Annotated in this window: 25 protein-coding genes and 1 tRNA gene; 13 read left to right on the forward strand and 13 right to left on the reverse strand. The window is 67.9% G+C overall.

Features of this window, described 5'->3' with window-relative positions:
• Position 1: 1 nt before the first annotated feature.
• A complete protein-coding gene (locus tag ACEQX1_RS14255; protein ID WP_370196955.1) occupies positions 2-928 on the reverse strand; it encodes a DMT family transporter in 927 nt (308 codons plus the stop codon).
• 231 nt (positions 929-1,159) lie between these two features.
• Here ACEQX1_RS14255 and ACEQX1_RS14260 point away from each other — a divergent pair, with 231 nt between their 5' ends.
• On the forward strand, positions 1,160-2,131 hold the full coding sequence (locus tag ACEQX1_RS14260; protein WP_370196956.1) for a 2-hydroxyacid dehydrogenase: 972 nt from the start codon (positions 1,160-1,162) through the stop codon (positions 2,129-2,131).
• Between the two features lie 102 nt (positions 2,132-2,233).
• Positions 2,234-3,025, forward strand: a complete 792-nt coding sequence (locus ACEQX1_RS14265; RefSeq protein ID WP_024352119.1) for a GntR family transcriptional regulator — start codon at positions 2,234-2,236, stop codon at positions 3,023-3,025.
• A 41-nt stretch (positions 3,026-3,066) separates the two neighbouring features.
• On the opposite strand, the gene ACEQX1_RS14270 is transcribed toward ACEQX1_RS14265, so the two are convergent.
• Positions 3,067-3,939, reverse strand: coding sequence for a LysR family transcriptional regulator (locus ACEQX1_RS14270; RefSeq protein ID WP_230788368.1), 873 nt, complete (start codon positions 3,937-3,939; stop codon positions 3,067-3,069).
• Positions 3,940-4,137: 198 nt separating this feature from the next.
• Between ACEQX1_RS14270 and ACEQX1_RS14275 the strand changes: the two genes are divergently transcribed.
• Positions 4,138-4,929 (forward strand): class II aldolase/adducin family protein, encoded by a 792-nt coding sequence (locus ACEQX1_RS14275; RefSeq protein ID WP_024352121.1) that lies wholly within the window; start codon positions 4,138-4,140, stop codon positions 4,927-4,929.
• Between the two features lie 3 nt (positions 4,930-4,932).
• Positions 4,933-6,138, forward strand: a complete 1,206-nt coding sequence (locus ACEQX1_RS14280) for a CaiB/BaiF CoA transferase family protein (protein ID WP_370196957.1) — start codon at positions 4,933-4,935, stop codon at positions 6,136-6,138.
• Positions 6,139-6,465: 327 nt separating this feature from the next.
• Here ACEQX1_RS14280 and ACEQX1_RS14285 read toward each other — a convergent pair.
• The 4 genes from ACEQX1_RS14285 to ACEQX1_RS14300 form a co-directional block, all read right to left on the reverse strand.
• Positions 6,466-6,542 (reverse strand) — tRNA-Arg (locus tag ACEQX1_RS14285).
• Between the two features lie 157 nt (positions 6,543-6,699).
• On the reverse strand, positions 6,700-8,235 hold the full coding sequence (locus ACEQX1_RS14290; protein WP_370194484.1) for a sensor histidine kinase: 1,536 nt from the start codon (positions 8,233-8,235) through the stop codon (positions 6,700-6,702).
• Positions 8,236-8,305: 70 nt separating this feature from the next.
• A complete protein-coding gene (locus ACEQX1_RS14295; protein WP_370196958.1) occupies positions 8,306-9,733 on the reverse strand; it encodes an NAD(P)/FAD-dependent oxidoreductase in 1,428 nt (475 codons plus the stop codon).
• A complete protein-coding gene (locus tag ACEQX1_RS14300; RefSeq protein WP_370195085.1) occupies positions 9,734-10,501 on the reverse strand; it encodes a TVP38/TMEM64 family protein in 768 nt (255 codons plus the stop codon). It abuts the gene before it with no gap.
• A gap of 328 nt (positions 10,502-10,829) precedes the next feature.
• Between ACEQX1_RS14300 and rpmH the strand changes: the two genes are divergently transcribed.
• The 5 genes from rpmH to yihA all read left to right on the forward strand — a co-directional run bounded on the left by rpmH (position 10,830) and on the right by yihA (position 14,622).
• Entirely contained in the window at positions 10,830-10,964 is a 135-nt protein-coding gene (gene rpmH / locus ACEQX1_RS14305) for a 50S ribosomal protein L34 (protein WP_024349338.1), read from the forward strand.
• Between the two features lie 32 nt (positions 10,965-10,996).
• Entirely contained in the window at positions 10,997-11,392 is a 396-nt protein-coding gene (rnpA, locus tag ACEQX1_RS14310; RefSeq protein WP_370195084.1) for a ribonuclease P protein component, read from the forward strand.
• Positions 11,392-13,221, forward strand: a complete 1,830-nt coding sequence (gene yidC / locus ACEQX1_RS14315; protein WP_370195082.1) for a membrane protein insertase YidC — start codon at positions 11,392-11,394, stop codon at positions 13,219-13,221. The genes rnpA and yidC overlap by 1 nt, the downstream gene beginning before the upstream one ends.
• Positions 13,222-13,306: 85 nt before the next feature.
• Positions 13,307-13,945, forward strand: coding sequence for a CatB-related O-acetyltransferase (locus tag ACEQX1_RS14320; RefSeq protein WP_370196959.1), 639 nt, complete (start codon positions 13,307-13,309; stop codon positions 13,943-13,945).
• Between the two features lie 14 nt (positions 13,946-13,959).
• Complete coding sequence (gene yihA / locus ACEQX1_RS14325) at positions 13,960-14,622, forward strand: ribosome biogenesis GTP-binding protein YihA/YsxC (RefSeq protein ID WP_024349334.1); 663 nt, start codon at positions 13,960-13,962, stop codon at positions 14,620-14,622.
• Positions 14,623-14,656: 34 nt separating this feature from the next.
• On the opposite strand, the gene ACEQX1_RS14330 is transcribed toward yihA, so the two are convergent.
• The 4 genes from ACEQX1_RS14330 to ACEQX1_RS14345 form a co-directional block, all read right to left on the reverse strand.
• Positions 14,657-15,136 carry a low molecular weight phosphatase family protein gene (locus tag ACEQX1_RS14330; protein ID WP_370195329.1) on the reverse strand — a complete coding sequence of 160 codons (480 nt, stop codon included), beginning with the start codon at positions 15,134-15,136 and terminating at the stop codon, positions 14,657-14,659.
• 100 nt (positions 15,137-15,236) lie between these two features.
• Positions 15,237-15,725, reverse strand: coding sequence for a UPF0262 family protein (locus ACEQX1_RS14335; RefSeq protein ID WP_370195330.1), 489 nt, complete (start codon positions 15,723-15,725; stop codon positions 15,237-15,239).
• A gap of 7 nt (positions 15,726-15,732) precedes the next feature.
• The gene (gene hisD / locus ACEQX1_RS14340) at positions 15,733-17,025 is read right to left on the reverse strand and encodes a histidinol dehydrogenase (RefSeq protein ID WP_370195331.1); all 1,293 of its coding nucleotides are present in this window, start codon (positions 17,023-17,025) and stop codon (positions 15,733-15,735) included.
• 91 nt (positions 17,026-17,116) lie between these two features.
• A complete protein-coding gene (locus ACEQX1_RS14345; RefSeq protein WP_009208227.1) occupies positions 17,117-17,584 on the reverse strand; it encodes a DUF2948 family protein in 468 nt (155 codons plus the stop codon).
• Between the two features lie 209 nt (positions 17,585-17,793).
• Here ACEQX1_RS14345 and ACEQX1_RS14350 point away from each other — a divergent pair, with 209 nt between their 5' ends.
• Positions 17,794-19,002, forward strand: a complete 1,209-nt coding sequence (locus tag ACEQX1_RS14350) for an acyltransferase family protein (RefSeq protein WP_370195332.1) — start codon at positions 17,794-17,796, stop codon at positions 19,000-19,002.
• On the opposite strand, the gene ACEQX1_RS14355 is transcribed toward ACEQX1_RS14350, so the two are convergent.
• A complete protein-coding gene (locus ACEQX1_RS14355; protein WP_370195333.1) occupies positions 18,992-20,296 on the reverse strand; it encodes an O-antigen ligase family protein in 1,305 nt (434 codons plus the stop codon). The two genes, ACEQX1_RS14350 and ACEQX1_RS14355, sit on opposite strands and share 11 nt — an antisense overlap.
• Positions 20,265-21,245, reverse strand: a complete 981-nt coding sequence (locus ACEQX1_RS14360; protein ID WP_370195334.1) for a glycosyltransferase family 2 protein — start codon at positions 21,243-21,245, stop codon at positions 20,265-20,267. The genes ACEQX1_RS14355 and ACEQX1_RS14360 overlap by 32 nt, the downstream gene beginning before the upstream one ends.
• A 211-nt stretch (positions 21,246-21,456) precedes the next feature.
• On the opposite strand from ACEQX1_RS14360, the gene ACEQX1_RS14365 reads away from it, so the two are divergent.
• Genes ACEQX1_RS14365 through ACEQX1_RS14375 form a run of 3 tightly spaced genes read left to right on the forward strand, consistent with a single transcriptional unit; the run spans position 21,457 to position 24,419 of the window.
• The gene (locus ACEQX1_RS14365) at positions 21,457-22,710 is read left to right on the forward strand and encodes a glycosyltransferase family 4 protein (protein ID WP_370196960.1); all 1,254 of its coding nucleotides are present in this window, start codon (positions 21,457-21,459) and stop codon (positions 22,708-22,710) included.
• A 47-nt stretch (positions 22,711-22,757) separates the two neighbouring features.
• Entirely contained in the window at positions 22,758-23,507 is a 750-nt protein-coding gene (locus ACEQX1_RS14370) for a WecB/TagA/CpsF family glycosyltransferase (protein WP_370196961.1), read from the forward strand.
• Between the two features lie 27 nt (positions 23,508-23,534).
• Positions 23,535-24,419, forward strand: coding sequence for a DUF6492 family protein (locus ACEQX1_RS14375; protein ID WP_370194202.1), 885 nt, complete (start codon positions 23,535-23,537; stop codon positions 24,417-24,419).
• Here ACEQX1_RS14375 and ACEQX1_RS14380 read toward each other — a convergent pair.
• Positions 24,391-25,704, reverse strand: a complete 1,314-nt coding sequence (locus ACEQX1_RS14380; protein WP_370194200.1) for a lipopolysaccharide biosynthesis protein — start codon at positions 25,702-25,704, stop codon at positions 24,391-24,393. The genes ACEQX1_RS14375 and ACEQX1_RS14380 overlap by 29 nt on opposite strands.
• Between the last annotated feature and the right edge of the window lie 72 nt (positions 25,705-25,776).

The following is a 25,776-nucleotide window of genomic DNA, read 5'->3' on the forward strand; positions in this document are numbered from 1 at the left end:
GTCAGTCTCCTGGGATCGTTCCGGTCTTGTGCGCGCCGACGGCGGTCGGTTCGTCGAGGGGCAGCGTCGCCGGGCGGCGACGGCGGATGTTGAGGACGATGATCGTCGCCACGAAGATGATCGCGGTGCCGACGAAGGTCCACAGGGTCGGGCTTTCGCCGAAGACCATGAAGCCGATGGCCGCGGCCGCCGGCACGCGGATGAAATCGATCGGCGTGACGACGGTCATGTCGCCGTATTTGACGGCGAGCGAGGACATCAACTGCCCGGCCGAGCCGCAGATTGCCATGAGACAGAGCCAGGCCATCTGGGTCAGCGTCGGCGTCTGCCACCACAGGATCGCCGGGCCCACCAGGATTACCGCGCAGATGGCGGAGAAGTAGAACAGGATCCGCGCGACCGGCTCGGTCCGGGTCAGCTTTTTGATGAAGACCAGCGCCAGGCTCGACGAGGCGGCGCCGGCCAGCGCGATGATCATGCCGTGATGGATGCCCGATTGCGGTTGCACCACGACGAGCACCCCGCCGAAGCCGGACACGGTGGCAAAGCCGCCCAGCCAGCCGACGACCTCGCCGAAGGCCAGATAGGAGGTCAGCATCGACCAGAGCGGCCGGGTGAAGGACAGCGCTGTGGCATCGGCCAGCGGCAGGACGGTGATGGCGTAGAAGGTGCAGGCCATCATGCCGAGGCCGAAGACGGTGCGGCCGATATGGGCGCCGGGCCGCTGGGTGCGCAGGCCGGACAGGCCGATGCGATGCATGGCGAGCGGCGCGGCGATCGACAGGATCAGGATTACCCGCAGGAACAGGATCATCACCACCGGCAGGTCCTGGCCGAGGTGCTTGACCAGCGACCCCTGCACGGTCAGCACCAGGGCGCTGCCCAGCATCCACAGGGCGCCGACGAGATTGGGAGCCAGACCCTTCACCGCGGGCCGCCCGTCACGACGAACGCGGGCGGCGGCGGCGCCGACCGGGGAATGATCCGACCGGTGCGACGGCGGCGACGATCGGCATCGAGGACATGGCAGACAAGGCGGACCCTTCGCGCAGTGCGGGGCATGCTTGCCCATTTGTACGGATGTTATTATCAATCATACCAATCGCGGTCGGGATGTCCAGCCGGCCACAGACCCGTTGACCCCTTGGAGACGCCCATCATGCTCGGCAGCCCGGACACGAAACTTCCCGTCCGCACCCTCGTCTTCGCGCCGCTGGTCGATGCGTCCTACGGATTTCTGGCCGCCGGTTGCGAGGCGAGCGACCTGCGCGACCGGATCGGCGAATTCGACGCCGACTTCATGCTGCAGGCCGAGCGGGAGGCCGTCGCCGCGGTCGTGACCAGCGGCATTGTCGGCTTCACAGCTGCGCAGATGGATCTCTTGCCGAATCTCAAGCTCATCGCCTGTTTCGGCGTCGGCTACGAGAATGTTGATCTGGCCGCCGCGATCGAGCGCAGCATCGCGGTGACCAATGCACCGGCGACCAATGGCGAGACGGTGGCCGACCATACGATCATGCTGATGCTGGCCGCGGCGCGGGGACTGCCGGAGGTGATGGGCGCGGCGCGCGAGGGGCGCTGGAACGAGGCCCGCAAGCGCTACCGGCCGACCCTCAACGGCGCCCGGGTCGGCATGCTGGGGCTGGGGGCGATCGGCCAGGCCATCGCGACGCGCGCCAGCGCCTTCAACGCGTCGATCAACTACACCACCCGCAGCGAGAAGACCGGTGTGCGCTATCGCTACATTCCCGACGTCCTGACGCTGGCGCAGGAGAGCGACTTCCTCGTCGTGGCGATCCCCGGCGGCAAGGAGACCCGCCACCTCATCGGCCGTGAGGTGCTGGACGCACTCGGACCGGACGGCATCCTGGTCAATATCGGCCGTGGGTCGGTGGTGGATTCGCAGGCGCTCGCCGAGGCGCTGAAGGACGGGCGCATCCATGCGGCGGGCGTCGACGTGCTGGAGGAAGAGCCCGAGATCCCGGCGGCGCTCCTCGGCGCGCCCAATTTCGTGGTCACGCCACATATGGCGGGCCGCTCGCCCATTGGCCTGCGCCGCCAGTGCGAGCGGGCTCTCGACAATCTGGACCGGCTGCTGCGCGGCGACGTCTTTGCCTGCCGCGTCGCGTGACGTAAGAGGGGCTTGCGGGACGCGCGCGCCGGCAGGGCGCGCCGTCAACCGATGGACGATGCCGCTTCGCCCGGATGGCGAGGCCGGGCCGCAGGAATGAGGATGGCGATGGGAACGGACCCGCTCGGCCTGGCCGGACAGCCGCCGCGCTATCTGCGGATCGCGCAGGCGCTGGCCGCCGACATCGCCGATGGCCGCTATGCGGTCGGCGGCATGCTGCCGACCGAGGCCGAGCTCTGCGTGCTCCACGGCGTCAGCCGGTCGACGATCCGCGAGGCGCTGCGCCGACTGGCGGCGCTCGGCCTCGTCTCCCGGACCCAGGGCATCGGCACCCGCGTCGAGCAGCGCCACGCCAAGTCGACCTACATCATGTCCGCCCAGTCGGTGGAAAAGGTCATGCAATATGCGGCCGAGACGGAGTTCTCGGTCCGGTCGATCGACGAGATCACGGCCGATGAGAGCTTCGTCGCCCGGATGGGCGGCCGGATCGGCGAGCGCTGGGTGGCGTTTTGCGGTACGCGGGCGGTGCCCGGCGACAGCCAGGGCGCCTTCTGCCGCACCTGCGCCTATGTCGCCGGCCGGTTCGGCGAGGTCCGCAGGTCGATCGCGCTCGGCGGGCCGCCGCTGACGACGCCGATCTACCAGACCGTTGCCGACACCTACGGCCTGGCCATCGGCGAAATCCGCCAGACGATGCGCGCCGAGGCCGCGGGCGAGGAGGATGCCGAGCTGCTGAACGTGGCAGCCGGTTCGCCGATCCTGCACATCGTGCGCCAGTACATCACCGCCGACGGCGAGACGATGGAGGTCTCGACCAACACCTATCCTGCCGGTCGTTTCGAATATTCGATGCGCCTGCGGCTCTCGACGGGTGGCGGCAGCAGCGACGACTGAACCGCGCCCGGCTGCGGGATGAGACGAGCCGTGCCGGCTCCTCAGTCGGCGGGCAGCGCGGCGAGGATGTCGGCAAAGCGGGTGGCGACCGGCGGCAGATTGCCCGATCGCCGGGTGAGCAGCGCGAAGCTGCGCGACAGGGTCGTCTCCGGCAGGGCGATCTCGGTCAGGATCCCCAGCGAATTGCGCCCCACGAAGGTCAGGAGATCGAGTTCGGCCACCATCTCCGGCAGGGCCGAGATCGAGCTGGTCTCCACCCGGGCCTGGGGCGGTGGCAGGCCGTTCTGAACGAAGATCCGGTCGAGCCAGGCGCGGGTGCCGACCGAGCGCGACGGCAACACCCATTTCTCGCCGGCGAGATCGGCAAGGCTCGCCCCGCCTTTCGCCAGCCGGTGCGAGGGGCTGGCGGCGACCACCATCTCGTCGCGGTAGATGGTGCGGGCGTCGAACTCGCTATGGGCCCGCGGATCGACCGGGGCGATCACCAGGTCGCATTCGCCGGCCCGCAGATGCGCCTGCAGGACGTCGCTCATGCCTACGGTCAGCGCGATGTCGACACCCGGCGCCACCGCCGTCAGCATGCGGCAGGCGCGGGGCAGCACGTGGTTGACGATGGTCGTGCCCGAACCGATGCGCAGCGTGCCGGCCTCGCCGCGCGCCACTTCGCCGACCTCCCGCGACACCGCTTCGGCTTCCTGGCGCAGGTGACGCGCCTTTTCCAGGAGGATCGCGCCCACCGGCGTCAGCCGCTTGCCGCGGCCGGTGCGGTCGAAGAGCTTCGCGCCGATCTGCTGTTCCAGCCGGCGCACGGCCTTGGTCAGCGCCGGCTTGGTCCGGCCGACCTCGGCGGCGGCCTCTTCATAGGAGGCGCGCGTCGCGACGGATTCGAAGAAGGCGAGGTCGCGCAATTCCATTGGACACCAAAAGTTACCGTTCAGGCGAAACTAGTGCATGGAAAGATAACAGGCAATGGCGCATGACTGGGGCATCGAATGCCATGCCGCCCGGGAGCGAGGGCGGCTGTCGCAGCGGCGGAGCAGCCTCGCGCGCCCGCCTCGCAAGGAGGAAGAGCCATGACCAAGCATGACAAGAACATTGTCGCGGAAGACCCGATGGCGGTTCTGAAGACCAAGAACTACACGACCGACATCGCGTCGATGAAGGACAAGGTCAGCGAAGCGGAATGGGAAGCGCGGGTGAACCTCGCCGCCGCCTACCGGCTCGTCGCCCTGTGGGGCATGGACGAGATGATCGCCAACCACATCTCGGTGCGCGTGCCGGGCGAGGAGGACACCTTCCTCATCAATCCCTATGGCTATTTCTACGAGGAGATCACGGCTTCGAGCCTGATCAAGATCGACCTCGACGGCAATGTCGTCCAGAAGCCCGACTTCGATTACGAGCCGAACCGCGCCGGCTTCGTCATCCACAGCGCCATCCACCGGGCGCGCGAGGACGCGCATTGCGTCATCCACACCCATACGCCCGCCGGCATGGCGGTCTCGACGATGAAATGCGGCCTGCTGCCGCTGACCCAGACGGCGATGCGCTTCGCCACGATCGGCTATCACGACTACCAGTCGGTCGCCGTCGATCTCGCCGAGCAGGAATCCATCGTCGCCGATCTCGGCGATTCCGACCTGCTCATCCTGCGCAATCACGGCCTCCTGACGGTGGCGCCGTCCGTTGCCCAGGCCTTCTCGAACATCTATCGCGCCGAACTGGCCTGCAAGGTGCAGGTGATGGCGATGTCGGCCAATACCGAGATCGGCACGCCGCCGGAGGCGATCATCGAAAAGACCAACGCGCTCTACCGGCCCGAGACGCGCCGCCCGTTCGGCGTCCTGGAATGGCCGGGCCTGCTGCGCAAGCTGGACCGGATCGACCCGTCCTTCCGGACCTGAGCCTTGCCCAGCGAACCAGCCGCACGCCTGCCGCTAGCCGGCATCCGCGTCCTCGACTTCGGACATACGGTGATGGGCCCGACCTGCGGGCTCATCCTGGCCGATCTCGGAGCCGACGTGATCAAGATCGAACCGGCCCCGCGGGGCGACCCGACCCGGACCCTGAAGGGGTTCGGGACGGGCTATTTCGGCTTCTTCAACCGCAACAAGCGATCGATCGCGCTCGATCTGAAGACGGCGGAGGGGCAGGAGATCGCCCATCGCCTGGTGCGCAGCGCCGACGTCCTGGTGGAGAATTTCGCGCCGGGCACGATGGACCGGCTGGGCCTGTCGGCCGAGACGGTGGCCGAACTCAATCCGCGGCTCGTCAATGCCAGCCTGAAGGGCTTTCTCAAGGGGCCCTACGACAACCGGCTGGCGCTGGACGAGGTCGTGCAGATGATGGCCGGCCTCGCCTATATGACGGGGCCGCCGGGGCAGCCGTTGCGGGCGGGCACCTCGGTCGTCGACATCACCGGCGGCATGTTCGCGGTGATCGGCATCCTCGCGGCGCTGATGCAGCGGGGCGAGACCGGCAAGGGCGCCGCCGTCGGCTCGGCCCTGTTCGAATCCTGCGTGTTCCTGGTCGGCCAGCATCTGGCCTATGCCTCGCAGATCGACGAACCGGTCCCGCCGATGCCGGCGCGCCGGTCGTCCTGGGCGGTCTACGAGCTGTTCACCCTGAAGGACGGCGAGCAGATGTTCGTCGGGATCACCACCGACGCCCACTGGAAGCGTTTTTGCGCGGCGCTGCAGCGTGATGATCTGGGCAGCGATCCGGAACTGGCGACCAACAACCAACGGGTGGCTGCCCGCGGCCGGCTAATCCCGATCGTCCAGGAGGTCTTCCGCAATCTCGACTCGGCCGGGGCGATCGCGCTCTGCGAGGCGGCGCGCATTCCCTTCGCCCCGATCGCGGAGCCGGCGGATCTGTTCGACGATCCGCATCTGGAAGCGACCGGCGGGCTGCTGCCCACCACCATGCCCAACGGGACGAAGACCAGGCTGCCGCGGCTGCCGTTCCAGATCGCCGGCCACGATCTCGGCATCCGCTCCGATCCCCCGGCGATGGGCGCCGACACCGACGCGCTGCTCTTGGAACTGGGCTATGACGACACGTCGATCGACGCGCTGCGCCAGTCCGGGGTCATCGTGACCCCGACGGACTGAACCGATCACCGCCGGCCCGCCCGACGGGTGCGGCCGGCGGGCTTCCGGTTAAGCCAGGTCCCGGAACGCCCGCGTCCCTGGCCGCCGCATCGATCGCGACGATGTCCTTGGCGGTGAGGGGCGGGCCCAGGCGCGAGAACCTCCGCACGGGTGACGTTCATTCTGCAAGACGGACCTGCGGTCCGTCATCCAGCGCGTCGAGGCGGACAACGCGATGATCGGCATCGCCGACGATGCGGCAACGTTCAAGCAGATGATGGCGGAGAAGCAGGCACTGCAGAAGTGCGGAGCGGCTGGCGCGTTCGGCATTCGCAGATTTTAAGGAAATGGTGCGCCCGAAAGGATTCGAACCTCTGACCCCCAGATTCGTAGTCTGGTGCTCTATCCAGCTGAGCTACGGGCGCATCCAGAAGGGGCCGCGTTTGCCGCCCGCTCTTGAGGGGGTTCCTAACGGCTCGGTTCGCGGAATGCAAGCCGTCCACTGACGCATTTTTTCGTCGTCGCTGATTGGCCTGTCTATCCGGCGTTCGTGACGCTCGGGTGACGGGAGTTGCCGGCCTTTCAGGGCGCGTCGGGCGCCGTCGGTGCTTCCGCTCCATTGCGCGGCGGGCGCCCGGGGGCCGGGCGGACCGGGGCGGCGGTGCCCGGAAGGGCGATCTCGAACCGGGTTCCCGAGGCGTTGGTCTCGGCCAGGCGAATCGTTCCGCCATGGGCCTCGATGATCTCCGCGGCGATGGCGAGGCCGAGGCCGGTTCCGCCGGTCCGGGCCGAGCCCCGGAAGGCGCGGAACAGATTGTCGCGGGCGCGGGTCGGCAGTCCGGGGCCGGTGTCGTCCACGGCGATGACGATGCTCTCGGCCGGCCCGCCGGTGGCCGACACGGTGACGCGCCGCACCAGCGAGGACAGATCGTCGTCCTCGGCCTCCAGCGCCTGCGCGGCGTTGCGGCACAGATTGAGAAGGACACGGTGCAACTGGTCGAGATCGGCATCCAGCTCCATGCCGGCGTCTACCGCGTTGACGAGCTCGATCGGCGATTGCGGCGAGATCGTCAACATCTGGAAGACGTCGTCGACGAGCTGCCTGAGGCGGATGCGGCGCTTAACCGGGACGGTCTCGACGGCGCGGCCATAGGCCAGCACCGACTGGGTATAGTGCAGCGCCCGGTCGAGGCTGCGCAGCAGCATCGGCGCCACCCGCTGGACGCGCGGATCGTTCACGGTGGACAGGCGGTCGGAGATCATCTGGGCCGAGGCGAGGATGTTGCGCAGGTCGTGATTGATCTTGGAAACGGCAAGGCCGAGATCGGCGAGATGGCGCTGTTCGCGCAGGGTTTCGGCCAGCCGCGACTGGACGTCGGCAAGCTCGGCCTCGGCGACGCCGATCTCGTCGTCGCGGCCGCTCGGCCGCAGGATCCGCCGCGGGTCGGACGGCTGCTCGGCAAAGCGCACCATCGCCGTCGTCATCGCCTGGATCGGTCGCACCAGATAGACGCTGATGGCGGCATAGACCAGGAGCGCGGCAAAGCTGGCGATGGCCAGCGAGAGAAGCAGGATGTTGCGCGAATAGACCAGCATGTCGCGGCGCAGCGGCGCTTCCGACATCACCATCTCGGCCAGCATGGAGCGGTCGCCGACGGGCCCGGAAATCCGCATGATGCGATCGCCCCCGAAGAACAGCGTGTCGAAGGCGCCGGTGACCGCGCTCCATGGGCCGCGATTGCCCAGATCGATCTGCAGGTCGACGGCGTCCAGGCGGGGGTCGCGGGCCAGCAACCGCGAGGCGTCGCCCTCGATGATGGCGACGAGCAGCGCGTCGAGCGCCCGCAGGAGGCCGGCCTCCTCGTCCGGACTCAGCGGCGCGGCGTCCTCGCTGTCGCGCCCCCGCGAGGCGAGGCCCGCCACCGCCACCGTGGCTATCCTGTCGGACAGCCATTCCTCGCGGAAATTGGCGATGGACGGCACGAAGATCAGCACCTCCGCCAGCATGACGGCCAGCATGGTGATGATCAGGAGGCGGTTGGAGATGCGGTGCCGCACAGTCGGCACGCTGGCGCGCGTCGTCGCGCCGTCCGCAGGTCTGTCGGGCGTCAGCGGCAAGTCGCAGTCTGTCCTTTCGCTGCCATCCACAGCCATCCGCGCGGTCCGCTGCCGGAGCGCCTGCCTCCGGTCAGCCGAACCGCTGCAGGAAGGCAACGGCGCGGCGCACCAGGGGACGCCGCGTATAGGGCTGATAGTAGGCGGTGGCCGCCCGTTTGCCAATTTCCGACAAGGTGGGGTAGGGCGAAACGAAGTCACGCAGGGCCGCGACCGTCAGGCCCCGGCTGACCACCAGCGACAGGAGATTGGTGATCTCGCCGGCCTGGGCGCCGGCGACGCCGGCGCCGACGATCTTGCCGCGCCGGCAGACCACGAGCTTGACCAGACCTTCGGTCCGGCGCTCGGCCTGGGCGCGGTCGTTCTCGGCATAGGGCCAGCGCAGGATCTCGACGGTAAGACCGCGCTCCTTCGCCTGCGCCTCGGTCAGCCCGACCTGGCCGACTTCCGGATCGGTGAAGGTGACATGGGGCAGGATGTCGTGGTTCGTGCGGACCGGCAGCCGGAACAGCAGCGCCCGCATGACGAGGCCGGCGTGATAATTCGCCACATGGGTGAATTGCGGCCCGCCGGCGATGTCCCCGATGGCATAGGCGCGCCGGTTGCTGGTGCGCAGATCCGCGCCGACCGTGATGCCGCGCTTGTCATACGCGATGCCGGCCGCTTCCAGCCCGAGCCCGTCGAGATTGGGTGAGCGCCCGACCGCCAGGAGAAGATGGCTGCCCTCGATCGTCCGGCGGTCGCCATCGGCGGGGTCGATGGTCAGACGAATGGCGCCGTCCTGGCCTTCGGCGCGCACCACCTTGGTGTTCTCCATGATGGTCACGCCGTCGCGGCGCAGCGCGGCAATCGCCACTTCGGTCAGTTCGGGATCGTCGCGGCCCAGCGCCTTGCTGCCCTCGACCACCGTCACCCGCGATCCGAGCCGGCGATGGGCCTGCGCCATCTCCATGCCGATCGGCCCGCCGCCGATAATAAGCAGATGGTCGGGCCGTTCGCGCAGGCCGAAGACCGTCTCGTTGGTCAGATACGGCGTCGCGCCGATGCCGTCGATCGGCGGCACGAGTGCCGACGAGCCCGTGGCGATGACGAAACGCCGGGGGCGGATGAGCTGGCCGCCCGCCGAGATCGTGCGCGGGTCGACGAAGGTCGCGTCGGCCTTGATGACGGTCACGCCGAGGCCCTCGAAGCGCTCGACCGAATCGTTCGGCGCGATGGCCGCGATGACGGCGTCGACATGATCCTTGACCGCCGGAAAATCGACCAGCGGGTCGCCAGCCGACACGCCGAAGGCCGGCGCCTCGCGGATCGCGGCGGCGTGCTTGCCGGCCGCGATCAGCGCCTTGGACGGCACGCAGCCATAATTCAGACAGTCGCCGCCCATCTTGCCGCGTTCGACCAGAACTACGGGCACGCCGAAGGCGGCCGCGGCCGCCGCCGTGATCAGGCCGCCGGAGCCGGCGCCGATGACGCAGATGTCGGGTGTGAGGATCTCGGCCATTCAGCGCTCGCCGTTCTTGTGGTCCGCGGACGCGGCGCGCCGGCGAAAGAAGGTCTTCTTCAGGACCAGGCCGAGGATCGCGAGTGTCGCCAGTCCCGCAAGGCCGATGGTCGTTTCCATAGTCACGAGGTCGGCGATCTCGACATCGCCGCTGCCGACATTGACCAGCGTCTGGTTCAGGCCGCTGCCGAGAAAGGCGTAGACCATGGCACCGGGAATGATGCCGAGGAAGGTGGTGACGACATAGGTGCGCAGCGAGACCTCGAAGAAGGCCGGCGCGACGTTGACCGCCAGGAAGGGCAGGATCGGCGTCAGCCGCAGGACGAGGAGATAGGCGAAGGCGTCGTCGCGGAAACCCTCGGCGAAACGCCGGATGGCGCCGCCGGCCCGCCGCCGCAGAACATCGCCGAAGGCGTGCCGCGCGGCCAGGAAGAGCGCCGTCGCGCCGATGGTCGCGCCGATCACCGTCAGGGTGCCCCCGAGAAGCCAGCCGAACAGGAAACCGCCGGCGATCGTCACCACCGAGGCCGCCGGGAAGGCAAAGGCGACGAGCAGGGCATAGAGCGTGACGAAGCCGAGCGAGGCGAGGACAATATGGCCGGCGACGAAGTCGCGCAGGCGCTCGCGGCTGTCGAGGAAGACGTCGAGGGAGAGATAGAGGTGCAGTTCAAGCGCGTAGGCCAAGGCGAGGCCCGCGACGATCACCGCGACGGGAAGATAGCGCACCAGCGGCGGCGGCCCGGTTTTGGTGTCGAGATGCGGTCTCATGCAGCGTCCGATTTTTCTGCCGGCGCGGCCAAGGTCGCCCGCGCCGCCGTTTGGCGTGGCCCGCAACATCGCGCGGGGCGCGGCAAACCGAAAGGGCGGTGGCGCAAAACGGAGGCAGATCACGCCATGTTGCGCAAAATCCGGAATCGATCCGTTCGTCGTGACCTGCGCGTCGGTGATTGACTTTTCCCGCTCTTCCTTCCTATAAGCCGCGCACACGAGCGGGCAGCGTTCCGCGCGACGGATAGTTGCGTGCAGCGTCTTGTACCGCGAACCCAGTTTCCGGAACACATGAAGGGCCCGTGCCGCAAGGTGCGGGGGTGAAACGATGAAGCGCACTTATCAGCCGTCCCGGCTCGTCCGCAAACGCCGCCACGGTTTCCGCTCGCGCATGGCGACCAAGGGTGGCCAGAAGGTCATCGCCGCTCGCCGCGCACGCGGCCGCAAGCGGCTGTCGGCCTGACACCAGACGTGAGCAGGTCGCGGCCAGGCGAGATGCCGAAGGCTGTCGGCCGCATGACAAAGCGCGCGGAGTTTCTCGCCGCGCGCCGGGGTCGTCGTCTGAACGGCCCGTCCTTCTTCATCGAGGCGCTGGACCGCGGCGACGCGGCTCCACCTCGTGTCGGGCTCACTGTGACCAAGAAGGTCGGCAATGCCGTGGTCCGCAACCGGATCCGGCGGCGGCTGAGCGAGGCGATTCGTCTCGATGCGCAGGCTGACATGGCCCCGGGGATCGACTATGTGGTCGTCGCCCGCCGCGATGTGCTGACGCTGCCTTTCGAGCAGCTCAAAGACGAGCTGTCGCGTCGGGTCGCCAGGATGAAGCAGCCGCAGCGAGAGCCGGCCACAACGGAACGGCGCCCGTCGAAGCGTCCATCGGGGTCTGACTGATGCAAAACAACCGCAACTTCCTGATCGCCATGATCCTGTCGATCGGGGTGCTGGTCGGGTGGCAGTTTCTGGTCGTCAGCCCGCGCATGGAAGCCCAGCGGCTCAAGAACGAGGCCGCGCAGTCCAACGTCGCGCAGAACGACGGCTCGCTGCAGACGCCGCAGACGCCCGCCGGAACGCCGCAGGACAATGTCGCCGCACCGTCGGGCCGCGAAAGCGTCGTGCCGGATCAGGGCGCTCTGCCGACGACCGGCGAGACCCGCGAGCAGGCCATCGCCGCCGGCAACCGCATCGCCATCGACACGCCGGCCCTGTCGGGCTCGATCAATCTGACCGGTGCGCGGCTCGATGATCTGCGCCTGAAGAACTACCACGAGACCGTCGACGATTCGTCGCCGACGATCGTGCTCCTGTCGCCGGAGCGTCTGCCGTCGGGCTATTTCGCGGAATTCGGCTATCTCGGCCGCGATGCTGGCGAGCTTCCCGGGCCGAGCACGGTCTGGCAGGCCGAAGGCGGCCAGTCCCTGACGCCCGACAGCCCGGTCACGCTGACCGCCACGAACGGCGCGGGCGTCACCTTCGAGCGGACCATCTCCGTCGACGACCGGTTCATGTTCACCTACGAGGACACGATCCGCAACGAGGGCTCGGCGCCGCTGACCCTGTCGTCCTACGGCCGGGTCACCCGCTATGCGAAGCCGGAAGTCGCGTCGGTCTACGTCCTGTTCGAAGGTCTGATCGGCGTCTTCGGCGATGACGGCCTGTCGGAGATCTCGTACTCCACCATCGAGGACGACCTGCGCTACACGCCGCCGAAATCCTCCAGCGGCTGGCTCGGCATCACCGACAAGTACTGGGCGACGACGCTGGTCCCGGAAGCGGGCCGTCCGTTCCAGTCGCGCTTCCTCTACATGACCGATGGCCGTGCGCATTATCAGACGGAATATGTCGCCGACCCGGTGACGGTCGAGCCGGGCGCCACCGCGACCAACGTCTCGCGCACCTTCGCCGGCGCCAAGGTCGTCAGCGACATCGACAGCTATGAAGAGCGCTACAACATCCGCCAGTTCGGCCAGCTGATCGACTGGGGCTGGTTCTATTTCATCACCCGGCCGATGTTCCATGCGCTGGACTGGTTCTACAGCATGATCGGCAATTTCGGTGTCGCGATCCTCGCGGTCACCGTCGTGCTGAAGCTCATCTTCTTCCCGCTGGCCAACAAGTCGTACAAGTCGATGGCGCGCATGAAGAACATGCAGCCGAAGATCATGGAGATGCGTGAGCGCTTCAAGGACGACAAGCAGAAGCAGCAGCAGGAGATGATGCGCATCTACCGGGAGGAGAAGATCAACCCGGCCGCAGGCTGCTGGCCGATCCTGATCCAGATCCCGGTGTTCTTCGCGCTGTACAAGGTGCTGTATGTGACGATCGAGATGCGGCATGCGCCGTTCTTCGGCTGGATCCAGGATCTGGCCGCACCTGATCCGACGAGCATCTTCAACCTGTTCGGCCTGATCCCGCTGGAGATGCCGCAGCTTCTGATGGTCGGCGTCTGGCCGATCCTGATGGGCATCACGATGTTCATCCAGATGCGCCTCAACCCGACGCCGCCGGACCCGACGCAGCAGATGATCTTCACCTGGATGCCGGTGGTCTTCACCTTCATGCTGGCCTCGTTCCCGGCCGGACTGGTGATCTACTGGACCTGGAACAACCTGCTTTCGGTGATCCAGCAGTCGGTGATCATGAAGCGCAACGGCACCAAGATCGAACTCTGGGACAATCTGCGCGGGATGTTCCGACGAAAGGAAAAGCCCTCCGAGGGCTGAGCAGACGTCCCGTGCGATGCGGCCTTCGGGTCGCGCCGCGCGGGACGACGCCGTTCGGGGGTGCCGTCCTCAAAAAGGACCGAGCATGCACGGACCCGACCCGACCGATCCGCACCCCTTGGCCGGGCATCCGCGTGTCGGCTTCCTGAAGCCGCTGGTCGACCATCCGCAGATCGAGATCGGCGACTACACCTATTACGACGACCCGGATGGGCCTGGGCGCTTCGTCGACGCCTGCGTCGGTCATCTGTATCCGTTCATCGGCGACCGGCTAGTCATCGGCCGGTTCTGCGCCATCGCCCGCGGCGTGTCCTTCGTGATGAACGGCGCCAATCACGCGATGGGCGGGATCTCGACCTATCCCTTCCAGATCTTCGGCAAGGGCTGGGACGACGGTTTCGACTTCCAGACCATCCGCGACGGGGTGAAGGGCGATACGCGGATCGGCAACGACGTGTGGATCGGCGAGAAGGCGACCATCATGCCGGGTGTCACCGTCGGCGACGGTGCGGTGATCGCCGCCCATGCGGTGGTCACGAAGGACGTTCCGGCCTATGCCGTGGTCGGCGGCAATCCGGCCAGAACGATCCGCATGCGCTTTCCCGACGACGCCGTCCGGCGCCTCCTGGAAATCGCGTGGTGGAACTGGCCGGCCGACAGGATCAGCCGCAATCTCGGTGCGATCCGGGGCGGTGACATAGACGCGCTGGAAAAGGCGAAATGACGATGGATCAGGACATGACCGACGACGCCAACACGCCGCCGCCGCCGGCCGCCGCGCATTTCTTCGGCCAGCCCTGGGTCTTCGTGCGCGGTGTCCCGGCGATGAAGTTCCTGCCGCCGGAAGGCCCGCCCGAGATCGCCTTCGCCGGTCGCTCCAATGTCGGCAAGTCGTCGCTGATCAATGCGCTTCTCGCCCAGAAGGGCCTGGCGCGCACGTCGAACACGCCGGGCCGGACGCAGGAGCTCAACTTCTTCGTGCCGGACGGCTATGGCGGCGAGACCGCCGAGCTGCCGCCGATCGCGGTGGTGGACATGCCCGGCTATGGCTATGCCAAGGCCCCGAAGGACCATGTCGACGCCTGGACGAAGCTGGTCTTCTCGTATCTGCGCGGCCGCGCCAGCCTGAAGCGGGTCTTCCTGCTGATCGATGCGCGGCACGGAATCAAGAAGAACGACGAGGAGGTCATGGGCCTGCTCGACAAGGCCGCCGTCTCCTACCAGATCGTTTTGACCAAGACCGACAAGATCAAGGCGACCGGCGTGCCGAAGCTGATTGAGGCGACGGCGCTCGGCATCAAGCGGCACCCGGCGGCGTTTCCGCGAATTCTCTCGACGTCGTCGGAAAAGGGTGTGGGGCTCGACGAGCTGAAGGCCGAGATCGCCGCACTGGCCGAATAGGGCAGGGCCCTTCCGGCGTTGGCCGCCCGGCGCCTCAGTCTGTCGGTGCGGGCGGCGTCGCCTGATCCGGCAGCAGGCGCTTGCGGATGTGGTCGTCGATGCGGCTGCAGACCGCTCTGTAGGCTTCCATGATCTGGTCGCGGCTGCCGGTGGCGACCGACGGGTCGGGCATCGGCCAGAACTCGACATCCACCGAGGCCGTGCCGGTGGCGTCGAGGACCGCGTGGTGGGCTTCCGGCGCCATGGTGACGATCAGGTCGAAATAGCTGTCCTCGAGATCCTCCAGCCGCTGCGGCCGCCGGTCGCCGAGGCTGAGCCCCTTTTCCGCCAGAACACTGTCGACGAACGGATCACGCTGGCCGTCGCGCACGCCGGCGGAAGCGACATAGACCGACTGGGGGAGCAGCGACCGGGCCAGCGCCTCGGCCATGGGCGAGCGGATCGCGTTCATGCCGCAGACGAACAGCACCGAGGAGATGCGCCGTTTGTCGCCGCCTTCGCCGGCCGGGCTCATGGGCAACGCCTCCCGGCGGCAGCGGAACCGCGCCGGGTCCTGCCGGACCCCGCATCCCGATCTCGCCCCGATGCCGTCACTCGCCACACCATGGCCGGGGTCAGCTCCGCCAGTGGAGAACGCAGATCAGGGTGAACAGCCGCCGCGCCGTATCCAGATCGACGTCGATCTTGCCCTTCAGCCGTTCCATGAGGGTCTGGGAGCCGTCATTGTGAATCCCGCGCCGGCCCATGTCGATGGCCTCGATATGCTGGGGCGTGGCCGAGCGGATCGCCTCGTAATAGCTGTCGCAGATCAGGAAATAGTCCTTGATGACCCGGCGAAACGGGGTCAGCGACAGGATATGGGCGACCAGCGGCGCGTCGTTCTCGTCGCGGATGTCGAAGACCAGGCGCTTGTCGGCAAGCGACAGCTTCAGCTTGAAGCGGCCGCCCCGGGGCGCGCCGACCGGATTGAAGACGTTCTCCTCGATCAGGTCGAAGATCGCCACGGCACGCTCGTGCTCGACGTCGGGCGTCGCCCGGCCGATCGTGTCGTCGAGCTCGACGTCGATCAGATGGCCATCGCCCGTGCCGTCCGCTTCGCTCATGCCATCCTCAAAGGTTCAGCCGGATCGCGACCGACCGGCCATGGGCGTCGAGCCCTTCGACACGGGCGAGTTCGATCGCCGCCGGGCCGAGCTCGCGCAACTGGTCCGGGCCGAGCTTGAGGATCGAGGTGCGCTTGACGAAGTCGAGCACCGACAGGCCGGAGGAGAAGCGCGCCGAGCGGGCGGTGGGCAGGACATGGTTCGAGCCGCCGACATAGTCGCCGATCACTTCCGGCGTATGCCGGCCGAGGAAGACCGCGCCGGCGTGGCGCAGCCGGGCGAACAGGGCTTCGGGATCGTCGACCGCCAGTTCCAGATGCTCCGGTGCGATCCGGTCGGACAGGGCCGGGGCCTCGTCGAGCGAGCCGACGAGGATGATCGCGCCGTGGTCGCGCCAGCTCGCGGCCGCCGTCGCGCCGCGCGAGAGGGTCTTGAGCTGCCGCTCGACGGCAGCTTCGACCGCGTCGGCAAAGCCCGCGTCGTCGGTGATCAGGATCGACTGGGCGGCGGAATCGTGCTCGGCCTGGCTGAGCAGATCGGCGGCGATCCAGTCGGGATCGTTCTGGCCGTCGGCGATAACGAGGATTTCCGACGGGCCGGCGATCATGTCGATGCCGACGGTGCCGAAGACCTGGCGCTTGGCGGCGGCCACGAAGGCGTTGCCCGGGCCGACGATCTTGGCGACGGGGGCGATGGTCTCGGTACCATAGGCGAAGGCGGCCACGGCCTGGGCCCCGCCCAGCCGGTAGATTTCGCTGACACCGCAGATCTTCGCCGCGGCAAGGACCAGCGGGTTGAGGACGCCGCGCATGGCGGGCACCGTCATGGCAATGCGCTCGACGCCGGCGACCTTGGCCGGCACGGCGTTCATCAGCACGGAGGAGGGGTAGCTCGCCTGACCGCCGGGAACGTAGAGGCCGACCGAATCAACCGCCGTCCAGCGACTGCCCAGCTCGACGCCGATCGCGTCGACATAGCGGTCGTCCTTGGGCATCTGCCGGGCATGGTGGCTGGAGATGCGATCATGGGCCGTGGTCAGCGCCGCCAGTGTCTCTTCGGGCGTTGCGGCATGGGCGGCGTCGATCTCGTCCTGGCCGACCCGCAGCACTTCGGGGGTCAGGTCGAGCCCGTCGAACTGGCGCGTCAGATCGATCAGGGCGGCGTCGCCCTCTTCGCGCACCCGCGCGATGATGTGGCGGACCGCCGAATCGACATCGTCCGCCTGCTCGCGCTTGGCGCCGAGCAGAGCGCGAAACTCCGCCTCGAAACCGGAATCGTCGGTATTGAGCCTCGACGGCACTCTGCAAACCCCTTCCGTCACTCTCGTCGGACGCCGTCGGGCCGTCGCGGTTCCACCTGCCTTGCGGCAGGGCGCGCCAGCCATGCGGCCGTCAGCTGATCCGGTCTGGCCGGTTGTGGTCCGGCTTCGACCCGGTGCTCCAGGAGCCGCCGATATCGGCGAGCTGCGCCTCGATCACCTCGACGGTCAGCCTTATCGCGGAGCCGCCGGCGAAGACAAGCTCGACAATCCCCGAGGGCGCTTCCGTCACAGTGAAGCGGATGGCGAGGAGAACCAGCACGTCGTCGGAGGCGGGCGCGAGGCCGGTATGCTTGACCTCGGTGACCCGGTCGAAATGCAGCACCGCGCGGCGGCGCTCATATTCGGCCTTCTTGAACAGGCGGAAGCGCGATACGCCCTGTGAGGTCTCCCAGACGAAGCGGTTCATCTCGACGATGAACTGGCCGGCGGCGGCCCGGTGCTGGCAGTCCTTCGGCTTGACCACCGCGTCCTGACAATAGGCTGAGATGATCGCCAGGTCGTCGGTGTCGACGGCGAGGAGGCGCAGGCGGTCTGTCATGCGAAGGGTTCTTTCCGTGTTGGCAGCGCGGAACCTAGGGCGCGCCGGCACCGACCGCAACGGCATCTCGGCCCGACATCCGGCCCATCGCCGCCCCCTGCATCGAGGCATGACCAAAAGCTTAACGTTTCCGGTCCATTCTGGCGGGGTCCAACGACCGCGAGAGCCGACGGCGCCGCCGATCGGCGCGGGCATCCGGGGGGATTGCCATGCACGACAAACAGCGTGAGGCCGCCGTTCAGGATCGCAGCCAGCCGGCACGGTTCGAAGCGCTGGATGGCTGGCGCGGTATCTGCGCGCTGCTGGTCGTCCTGTTCCACGCCCCGGTCGCCGGCATCGTCCACGAGACCGCCTTCTTCCGGCACGGCTATCTCTTCGTCGACTTCTTCTTCGTCCTGTCGGGCTTCGTCATCGCCCACGCCTTCTACGACCGGCTGCGCGGAGAGCAGAATTTCGGCCGCTTCTTCGGCTTGCGGCTGTTCCGGGTCTATCCGCTGCATCTCTTCATGCTGGCGCTGTTCGTCGCCTTCGAGTGCCTGATGCTGGTGGCCAAGGGCCCGTCGGAGGCCTTCGTCGGTGGCAATTCCGTGGTGGCGCTCGCCCACAACCTCCTGATGAGCCATTCCTTCGGCACCGTGGATACGCTCGGCTGGAACTATCCGAGCTGGAGCATCTCGGCTGAGCTTCTGGCCTATGGCCTGTTCGCGCTCATGGTCATCCGCGCGCCGCGGGCGATGCTGCCGCTGATGGCGGTGACCATCGTCGCCGGACTCGTCGTCATCGCGCTGGTCGAGGGCACAATGGACACGACGGTCCGCTTTGGCTGGCTGCGCTGTCTCGCCGGCTTCTCGCTCGGCGCCGTCCTGCGGCTGGTGATCTGGCCGCGGGCTGGTGGACGGGTGGCCGTCGGGGGCACCGCCTGGACGCTGGCAGAGCTTGCCTGCGTCCTGCTGGTCGCGGTCTTCGTCAGCGAGCTCGGCGGATCGGTGCTGTCGGTGGCCGCGCCCCTGGTCTTCGCCTTCGCGATCTATGTCTTCGGCCATGAGGGCGGCGCGATAAGCCGTCTTCTGAAGGCAGGTCCGATCGCCTTTCTCGGGGCAATCTCCTACTCCGTCTACATGACCCACGCCTTCGTCATCTCCCGCGCCGAGAACGTCGCGACAGTTCTCGGCGACAGAACCGGCTGGCCGATCTTCTCGGCGGCGGCGGACGGCAAGCGCCTGATGGGCAGCACGGAATGGCAGTCGCTGACGGCGCTGGCGATCATCCTGGCCGGCACGATCGCCATGAGCGCGATCACCTGGCGGTTCATCGAGCGGCCGGGCATGGCCTATGGCCAGAAGCGCCTGGCACGGAAGGCTGCTCCGGTCGCCGGACATCCGGCCGACAAGCCTGTCGCGGACGGCTCTACGCCCTGACCGAGTGGCGCGACAAAAGCCGCAGGCCGATGACCGCGAAACAGACCGCCATCCAGATCGGATTGGCCCGGTCGAACAGGAAGCTCTCCAGAAACGCGTTCAGCAGCAGATAGGCCAGGACCATCAGGAAGAGCTGGCCGAGCCGCTGGCTCTCGCGATCGCGCCCGACACGGGTGAAATCCCACAGCGGCAGGACGACGAGCACGATGACGGCGAGGACGAGGCCGGGCAGGCCCATCGAGATGGCGATGTCGAGATAGCCATTATGGGCGTTGGGGCTGCCGCGCGGATCCCAGGACAGTTCGAAATTGCGCTCGGTGCCGTAGACGACCTGGCTCTGCCAGAAGGCGTTGAGGCCGAATCCGGTCCATTCATGCCCTTCGAAGACTTCCAGGGCAAAGCGCCACAGATCCATGCGGCCGGTGAAGGTCGTACCCGGCACCACCGTCTGGACGATCTGGTCGAACAGCGGCGACAGGACCGTGCCGATCGTCAGGAACGCCATGACGGTCAAGGTCAGGGCGATGCCGATGGTCAGCAGCCAGCGGCCGGTGAGCGACCCGATGATGACGATGGCGGCGACCACCGGCAGCAGCGTGATCGACGTCTTGGAACCGGTCTTCAGAACGAAGAAGGCGGCCAGAAGCGCAATGGCGAAACCCGACCAGCGCTGGCCGCAGCGAAACAGATAGACACCGCAGAAGAACACCACGGCGAACACCGCGCCGGCGACGTTCTTGTGGGAATAGGCGCCGCGCCACAGGCCCGCATGCTGGGGCTCCGAGCCCGAGCCGTCGTGCATGGCAAGGCCCGGCATGGCGATGACGCCGAAATAGGACAGCGCCAGCACGGCCAGCATGGCGAGCGTCAGCGCGGTGCGGAAGGCGTGTACATCCTTGGGGAAGCACAGGATGGCGCTGACGGTCGCCATCGCCAGCAGCGTGAAGGCCGCGCCGCGCAGGGCGTTTTCCGGACTGTCCGCCCACAGGGCGCTGACCAGCAGCCACGCCGCCATGATGAGCCACATGGGGCGGGCCAGCGCAAGCAGCGTCGTGCGGTCGGTGAGGAGGGCATGCCCGGCGAAGACGACCAGCGCCATGGAGGCGTAACCCAGCTGGTTGGCCAGGCTGCCGGCGTCCTGATCGCCGGTGAAGGTGACGGCGAAGGGCGTGACGGTGACCAGCAGCGCCGTGAAGATCCCGGCGCCCAGCAGCATGCGGACGGTATCCGTCCACCACTGGGTGTCGCCGAAGGAGCGAAAGTCAGTTCTGTTCTGGACGGCGATATTGCTCATTCACCCATCCGAATTCTGCCATCAGCCGGCCGATGGCGACCTGCATGTGATAAAGCCCGATCACCGGCGAGCGCGTGCGCAGGGCCAGCCCTGCCGAGCGCAGCGGCGAGGCCGCCAGCAGCGCGGCGCTCTTGGCGACGCGGCGCAGCCCATTGCGGCCGCCCGAGGTCTGCCGGCGCTCGATGATCGAGGATATGGCGCCGTTGCGCAGGCCGCGGGCGTTCAGCCACGAAAACTCGGTGCGGCGCGCCGGGGTCGTCTCCAGAACCGGTGCCTCGGCACACCAGCCGAAGGTGAAGCCGCGCTGGCGGCAACGCGTATAGAAGTCGCTGTCACCGCCGCCGATGAAGTTGAAGGCGGTGTCGAGAAAGGGCGCGCCGATCGTCTCCAGCACCTTCCGGCGGATCGCGACATTGCCCGAGGAATAGAGGATCGGGACCGCCCCGGTCTCGCTGTAATGCGGCGTGAAGACGGGATGGCGCGCGTAGCGGGTGCTGGCGCCGTCCTCGAAGACCGGCACCTGCGGCCCGCCGACGATATCGACATCGAGCCTGTCGGAGGTCGCCACGAGACGGTCGATCCAGTCCGGGTCGGCGATCTCGTCGTCGTCGATCACCAGCAGATGGCGCATCGCCGGAAACCGCGTCAGCGCAGTCTGCCAGCCGGCATTGTAGGCGGCGCAATTGCCGCGCTCATGGGCGATCAGGACGAGGCCGTTCAACTGACCGTCGGCAAACAGAGGGCGCGCGGCATCGAGCCCGGCACGGCCCTCGGCATCGTTCTCCATGACGATCACGGCAAAGGGACGGGCGGTCCGCTGCGCGGCCAGCGAGGCGAGCGTCTTCAGGAGATGCTCGGGCCGGCGGAAGGTCGGAAGAGTGACGACGATCGCGAAGGCGTCGCCATCGAGGCCGGGCGATTCACATGCGATGGTGATGGCGTCGGTCATCGATCTCGCTCGGGCGATTGTCCGCGGTTCGGCGCGAGCAGACCAGAGAAAGGTGAAGAAAGGATCGATTTCCCTCAGATCGCGCGCTGTCGCACGGGGAAATCCTCGTTTTGGGCACGAACCTGCCGGGTTTGATCCGGCGGGTTGATATTCCTTCAATCCTTCCGTGCCAGCATTCCGCTCCTTGCAGCGCACACCCCTGGTTTGTCGGATGCATCTTCTCTTTCTCTCCTCGCTGCTGCCGGACGGCCGGCCGTCGACCGGATTCGAGATCGCCAATCACGCGATCGCGCAGTCCTACCGGCGGCAGGGCGTGCGCCTGAGCTTCGCCGGCTTTCGCCGGCCCGGGAGCCGGCAACCGGGCGCGGACGAGATCTGTCTCGGCGAACTGGCCATCGAGAACGCCGCGGCGTCGCTGTCGCAGAAGATCGGCTGGGTGGGCGCCGCGACGCTGCGCAACCTGCCGGTGTCGGCCGCCAAGGTCGCCGGGCTGACGCGGGACGGGCTGCGCGCGCGGCTGGCGGAGGCCGGCCCGGTGGACGGCTACGTGCTGAGCTCGGTGCAGATGCCCGCCGCCTATCCGTTTCTGGCGGGGGAGAAGCCGTCGATCTTCATCGCCCACAATGTCGAGCATCGCTCGGCCGCCGAGAATGCCCGCAATGCCGGTCGCCTGCACACGCGGGCGCTCTATGCCCGCGAGGCCGCGCTCTTGCGGCGGGTGGAACACCGCATCTGCCGCGACGCGGCGGTCATCCACACGCTGAGCGAGGAGGATCGCGCCGCGCTGGGCCTCGCCGGAACCGCCCGTTGCCGGCCGCTGGCCCTGACGACGGGACGCTCCCCCCGCGCCGACGACGGCGTGCGCAGCCATGACGTCGGACTGATCGGCACCTGGAGCTGGGCGCCGAACCGCGTCGGTCTCGACTGGTTCCTGGCGCATGTCGTGCCGCGCCTGCCGTCCGACATCCGCGTCGCCATCGCCGGCAACTTCGACGGCACGCCGCCGGCGCTGCCCGGCAACGTCTCCTTCCTCGGCCGGGTCGCTGACGCACAGGCCTTCGTCGGCGCCTCGCGGGTGCTGGCGCTGGCGACGAGGGGCGGCACCGGCATCCAGCTCAAGACCATCGAGACCTTCGAGGAGGGCATGCCGGCCGTCGCGACACCGCAGGCCCTGCGGGGCGTCGGTGCCGTGCCGGCAAATGTCCGCACCGCCGACGATCCGCAGGATTTCGCCGACCGGCTGGTCGAGCTGGTGGCCGCCGAGCGCGCCGGGGAGAGCGTGCGCATGGATGGCGCCGATTTCGTGCGGTCGCAGACCGCCGCGCTGGATGCCGGCATCGCCGCCGGTCTCGACATGCTGCGCACGGCATTGGCCCGCCAGGCGAACGGCCCGGGGCGGCGGGACACTGCGCGCGTGGCCGCCGAAGCCGGGCCGGTCGCCCTGGCCGGCCGGGATCCGGCCTGATGGACGGCGGACAGCACCTGCCCCAGGAGGCATCCCCGCAGGCGGCGATGCCCGAGCGCCGGATCGCCGGGATCGCGGTGGCCGATATCACCGGAGCGGACGCCATTCGCCGGCTGGGCGCAGCCCTGACAAGCGACGCCGGCCCGACGCGGCTTGCCTTCCTCAACGCCCATTGCGTCAATCTGGTGCGCGCGAAGCCTGACTACCGGCAGGCGCTGGCCGCCTGCCTGGTCCTGCCGGACGGGATCGGCGTCGACATCGCCGCGCGGCTTCTCTACGGCGCGCGCTTTCGCGAGAACCTCAACGGCACCGACTTCGTCCCGCGACTTCTGTCAGCGCTGGATCGGCCGCTGCGCGTCGCGCTGATCGGCGGCGCGCCGGGCGTTGCCGAGCGTGCGGCAGGGCGATTCGGCGAGATTGCGCCCCACCACGACTATGTGACCATCTCCGACGGCTATTTCGATGCGGCGGGGCAGGCCGTTGTCCTGACCGCGCTGGAGCATGCGGATGCGGACATCGTGCTGGTGGCGATGGGCGTGCCGGCGCAGGAGCTCTTCCTGGTCAACGCATTGAATTCGCGGCACGGTCGCCTGTTCGTCGGGGTCGGTGCGCTGTTCGATTTCTACGCCGGAAACGTGTCGCGGGCGCCGGCGCTCGTGCGGCGGTTGCGCATGGAATGGGTGTGGCGCCTGGGGCTCGAGCCGGCACGGTTGTGGCGGCGCTACATTCTCGGCAATCCAGCCTTTCTCCTCGGGATTCTGCGCGATAGGTTCGCGCCGCGTCACCCGATCGGCTGATGTGTTGAGGCCCGCGGGACGGAGACGATGACCTTGCAGTCGGCCATTGTGACGTCGAGCTATCGCGGCGATTTCGAGCGCTGCCGCCTCCTGTGCGAGAGCATGGACCAGCGCGTCACCGGCCATCGCCGTCATCTGATCATGGTCGAGGGTGCCGATGTCGCCCTGTTCCGGCAACTGGCCGGCCCGCGCCGCGAGATCGTCGACGAACGCGATCTGCTGCCGCGATGGCTGCGGCCGTTTCCCGATCCGTTGTCGCTCGGGCGCCGCCGCATCTGGCTGACGCCGAAGGGGCCGCCGCTGCGGGGCTGGCACGTGCAGCAATTGCGCCGTCTCGCCATTTCCGCGCTGCTCGACGAAAAGGTCGTCGTGTCGGTGGATTCCGACGTCGTGTTCCTGCGGCCTTTCGATCTCGGCTGGTTTCACCGCAACGGAGGGGTCGACTTCTTCCGGCGTCCAGGCTCCGTGGCCTTTCTCGACGAGCCGGCCCGCAGCGAACACCGCGCCTGGTCGCGCCGGGCCGGGGCCATGCTCGGGATCGACGCGCCGGCAACGACCGACGAAGGCTATATCGGGACGCTGCTGCCGTGGCGCACGGACACGGTGCGCGAGATGAAGGCCCGCATGGAGACGGTCGGCGGCCGCTCGTGGATGAGCATCCTGGTCGGTGGGCGGGCGCTGTCGGAATGCACACTCTACGGCCGCTTCGTCGCCGAGCTGGAGAACCGGCCGGACCGGCATGTCCCGACGGATGTCGAACTCTGCCACATGTACTGGAACGGCGCGGCACTGGGCGCGCAGGCGCTGGCCGATTTCTCGCGCGGGCTCGCACCGCATCAGGTGGCGGCGGGCATCCAGTCCTTCACCGGGACGGACCCGGCGCTCATTCGCCGGGCTGTGGGGCTGACCTGAGCCAGCGGCGCGACCGGCGGCGGCGCGGGCGCGACCAGTCGAAGGCGGCGTAGGTCGAGGACGCCGAGACGATCCACAGCACCAGGAACAGCCCGTTCAGGCCGAGGATCCAGCGTTCGGTGTCGGGCGCGGCGCGCAGCAGCACCACCAGAAGGCCCGCCTTGATCAGGCCGACAATGGCGAGGATCAGCGCGCGCAGTCCGGTCTTGCCACGCGCATAGAGCAGCTCGCTCTCGTATTCGATGAGATTGCGGAAGGCCGGGACGAACAGCGCGACGAGGACCAGCGGCGCGGCGTCGGCGACATTGCGACCGAGGAGCGTGGGGTAGAGGTGCAGGATGCCGCCGAGGACCGCGAGCCCGGCGACCGAGACGACCGCGACGATCGCTTCCAGTCCCCAGCGCCTCTTCCAGTCGGAGATCCAGCCCGGACTCTTCATGAGCTTCTGGACGATCATCGTGTTGGCTGAGCGGATCGGCAGCGCGGTCAGGTCGATCAGCCGCATCAGGATGGCGTAGATGCCGGCCATCTGCGGTCCGCCCAGCGACAGGACGAGCAGCTTGTCGAGCTCGGACTGCAGATAGAAGATGATCTCGGCGCCGGCGACCGAGAGGCTGTCGCGCCAGCGCCCCAGATAGAGCGCCGGCCGGAAGCGCAGCCGCTGGCGGGGATAGAAGCCGACAATGGCGAAGAGCGCAGCGACGGCATTGGCCGTCATGTAGATCCAGGACCATTCCAGCAGGGTGCCGCTGCCGAGAAGGACGAAGCCGACCGCGGCGGCGGCGCGGATCGCCGAACCGGCGATGACGATGCTGGCGCCCCGTCCGAAGCGGCCGAGGCCGTTATTGACGATGACCACCACTTCCAGCGCCCGCCAGAAGAGGATTTCCGCGGTGACCACGGCGACGAAGGCGGCAATGCCCATCTCGCCGTCGAAGAAGGCGGCATAGAAGCCGGCGGCGGCGATGGCGACGACGGGTAGCGACAGGAGGAAGGCGACGAGCAGGCCGGCCGTATAGGTGCCGACCAGACGCTGGCGCACCGTGGCCATCCGGTAGAGCGGCGAGACGAAGCCGAAGCCGCCGATGCGCGACAGGACGACGCCGGTCGCCGACGCGGTGGCGAACAGGCCGAAATCGCCGACGGACAGGCCGTTGGCGATGCTGACGAAATAGGCGAGCGACAGGACCAGCCGGCCGGCGGATCCGCTGAGCAACCAGGCGTAATCGCGGATCACGCTTAGGTTGCCCTTAAAGCTTTCGATCCAGACTGCTGTGCGTGGCATGCTCCAACCTTCGGGAGAGCGATAGGCAGATGACGATACACCACCGCGGGCGCGATGCACGTTCCAAGCTGC

Origin of the sequence: Aurantimonas sp., assembly GCF_964217435.1 — a bacterium.
In the GTDB taxonomy this organism is placed as follows: Bacteria; Pseudomonadota; Alphaproteobacteria; order Rhizobiales; family Rhizobiaceae; genus Aurantimonas; species Aurantimonas coralicida.

Coding starts and splice junctions, on each gene's coding strand:
- ACEQX1_RS14260 (WP_370196956.1), top strand. CDS start 1,160: ATGCTCGGCAGCCCGGACACGAAACTTCCCGTCCGCACCCTCGTCTTC.
- ACEQX1_RS14265 (WP_024352119.1), top strand. CDS start 2,234: ATGGCGATGGGAACGGACCCGCTCGGCCTGGCCGGACAGCCGCCGCGC.
- ACEQX1_RS14270 (WP_230788368.1), bottom strand. CDS start 3,939: ATGGAATTGCGCGACCTCGCCTTCTTCGAATCCGTCGCGACGCGCGCC.
- ACEQX1_RS14275 (WP_024352121.1), top strand. CDS start 4,138: ATGGCGGTTCTGAAGACCAAGAACTACACGACCGACATCGCGTCGATG.
- ACEQX1_RS14295 (WP_370196958.1), bottom strand. CDS start 9,733: ATGGCCGAGATCCTCACACCCGACATCTGCGTCATCGGCGCCGGCTCC.
- ACEQX1_RS14300 (WP_370195085.1), bottom strand. CDS start 10,501: ATGAGACCGCATCTCGACACCAAAACCGGGCCGCCGCCGCTGGTGCGC.
- rpmH (WP_024349338.1), top strand. CDS start 10,830: ATGAAGCGCACTTATCAGCCGTCCCGGCTCGTCCGCAAACGCCGCCAC.
- rnpA (WP_370195084.1), top strand. CDS start 10,997: ATGCCGAAGGCTGTCGGCCGCATGACAAAGCGCGCGGAGTTTCTCGCC.
- yidC (WP_370195082.1), top strand. CDS start 11,392: ATGCAAAACAACCGCAACTTCCTGATCGCCATGATCCTGTCGATCGGG.
- ACEQX1_RS14320 (WP_370196959.1), top strand. CDS start 13,307: ATGCACGGACCCGACCCGACCGATCCGCACCCCTTGGCCGGGCATCCG.
- yihA (WP_024349334.1), top strand. CDS start 13,960: ATGACCGACGACGCCAACACGCCGCCGCCGCCGGCCGCCGCGCATTTC.
- ACEQX1_RS14330 (WP_370195329.1), bottom strand. CDS start 15,136: ATGAGCCCGGCCGGCGAAGGCGGCGACAAACGGCGCATCTCCTCGGTG.
- ACEQX1_RS14335 (WP_370195330.1), bottom strand. CDS start 15,725: ATGAGCGAAGCGGACGGCACGGGCGATGGCCATCTGATCGACGTCGAG.
- ACEQX1_RS14345 (WP_009208227.1), bottom strand. CDS start 17,584: ATGACAGACCGCCTGCGCCTCCTCGCCGTCGACACCGACGACCTGGCG.
- ACEQX1_RS14350 (WP_370195332.1), top strand. CDS start 17,794: ATGCACGACAAACAGCGTGAGGCCGCCGTTCAGGATCGCAGCCAGCCG.
- ACEQX1_RS14355 (WP_370195333.1), bottom strand. CDS start 20,296: ATGAGCAATATCGCCGTCCAGAACAGAACTGACTTTCGCTCCTTCGGC.
- ACEQX1_RS14360 (WP_370195334.1), bottom strand. CDS start 21,245: ATGACCGACGCCATCACCATCGCATGTGAATCGCCCGGCCTCGATGGC.
- ACEQX1_RS14365 (WP_370196960.1), top strand. CDS start 21,457: ATGCATCTTCTCTTTCTCTCCTCGCTGCTGCCGGACGGCCGGCCGTCG.
- ACEQX1_RS14370 (WP_370196961.1), top strand. CDS start 22,758: ATGCCCGAGCGCCGGATCGCCGGGATCGCGGTGGCCGATATCACCGGA.
- ACEQX1_RS14375 (WP_370194202.1), top strand. CDS start 23,535: ATGACCTTGCAGTCGGCCATTGTGACGTCGAGCTATCGCGGCGATTTC.
- ACEQX1_RS14380 (WP_370194200.1), bottom strand. CDS start 25,704: ATGCCACGCACAGCAGTCTGGATCGAAAGCTTTAAGGGCAACCTAAGC.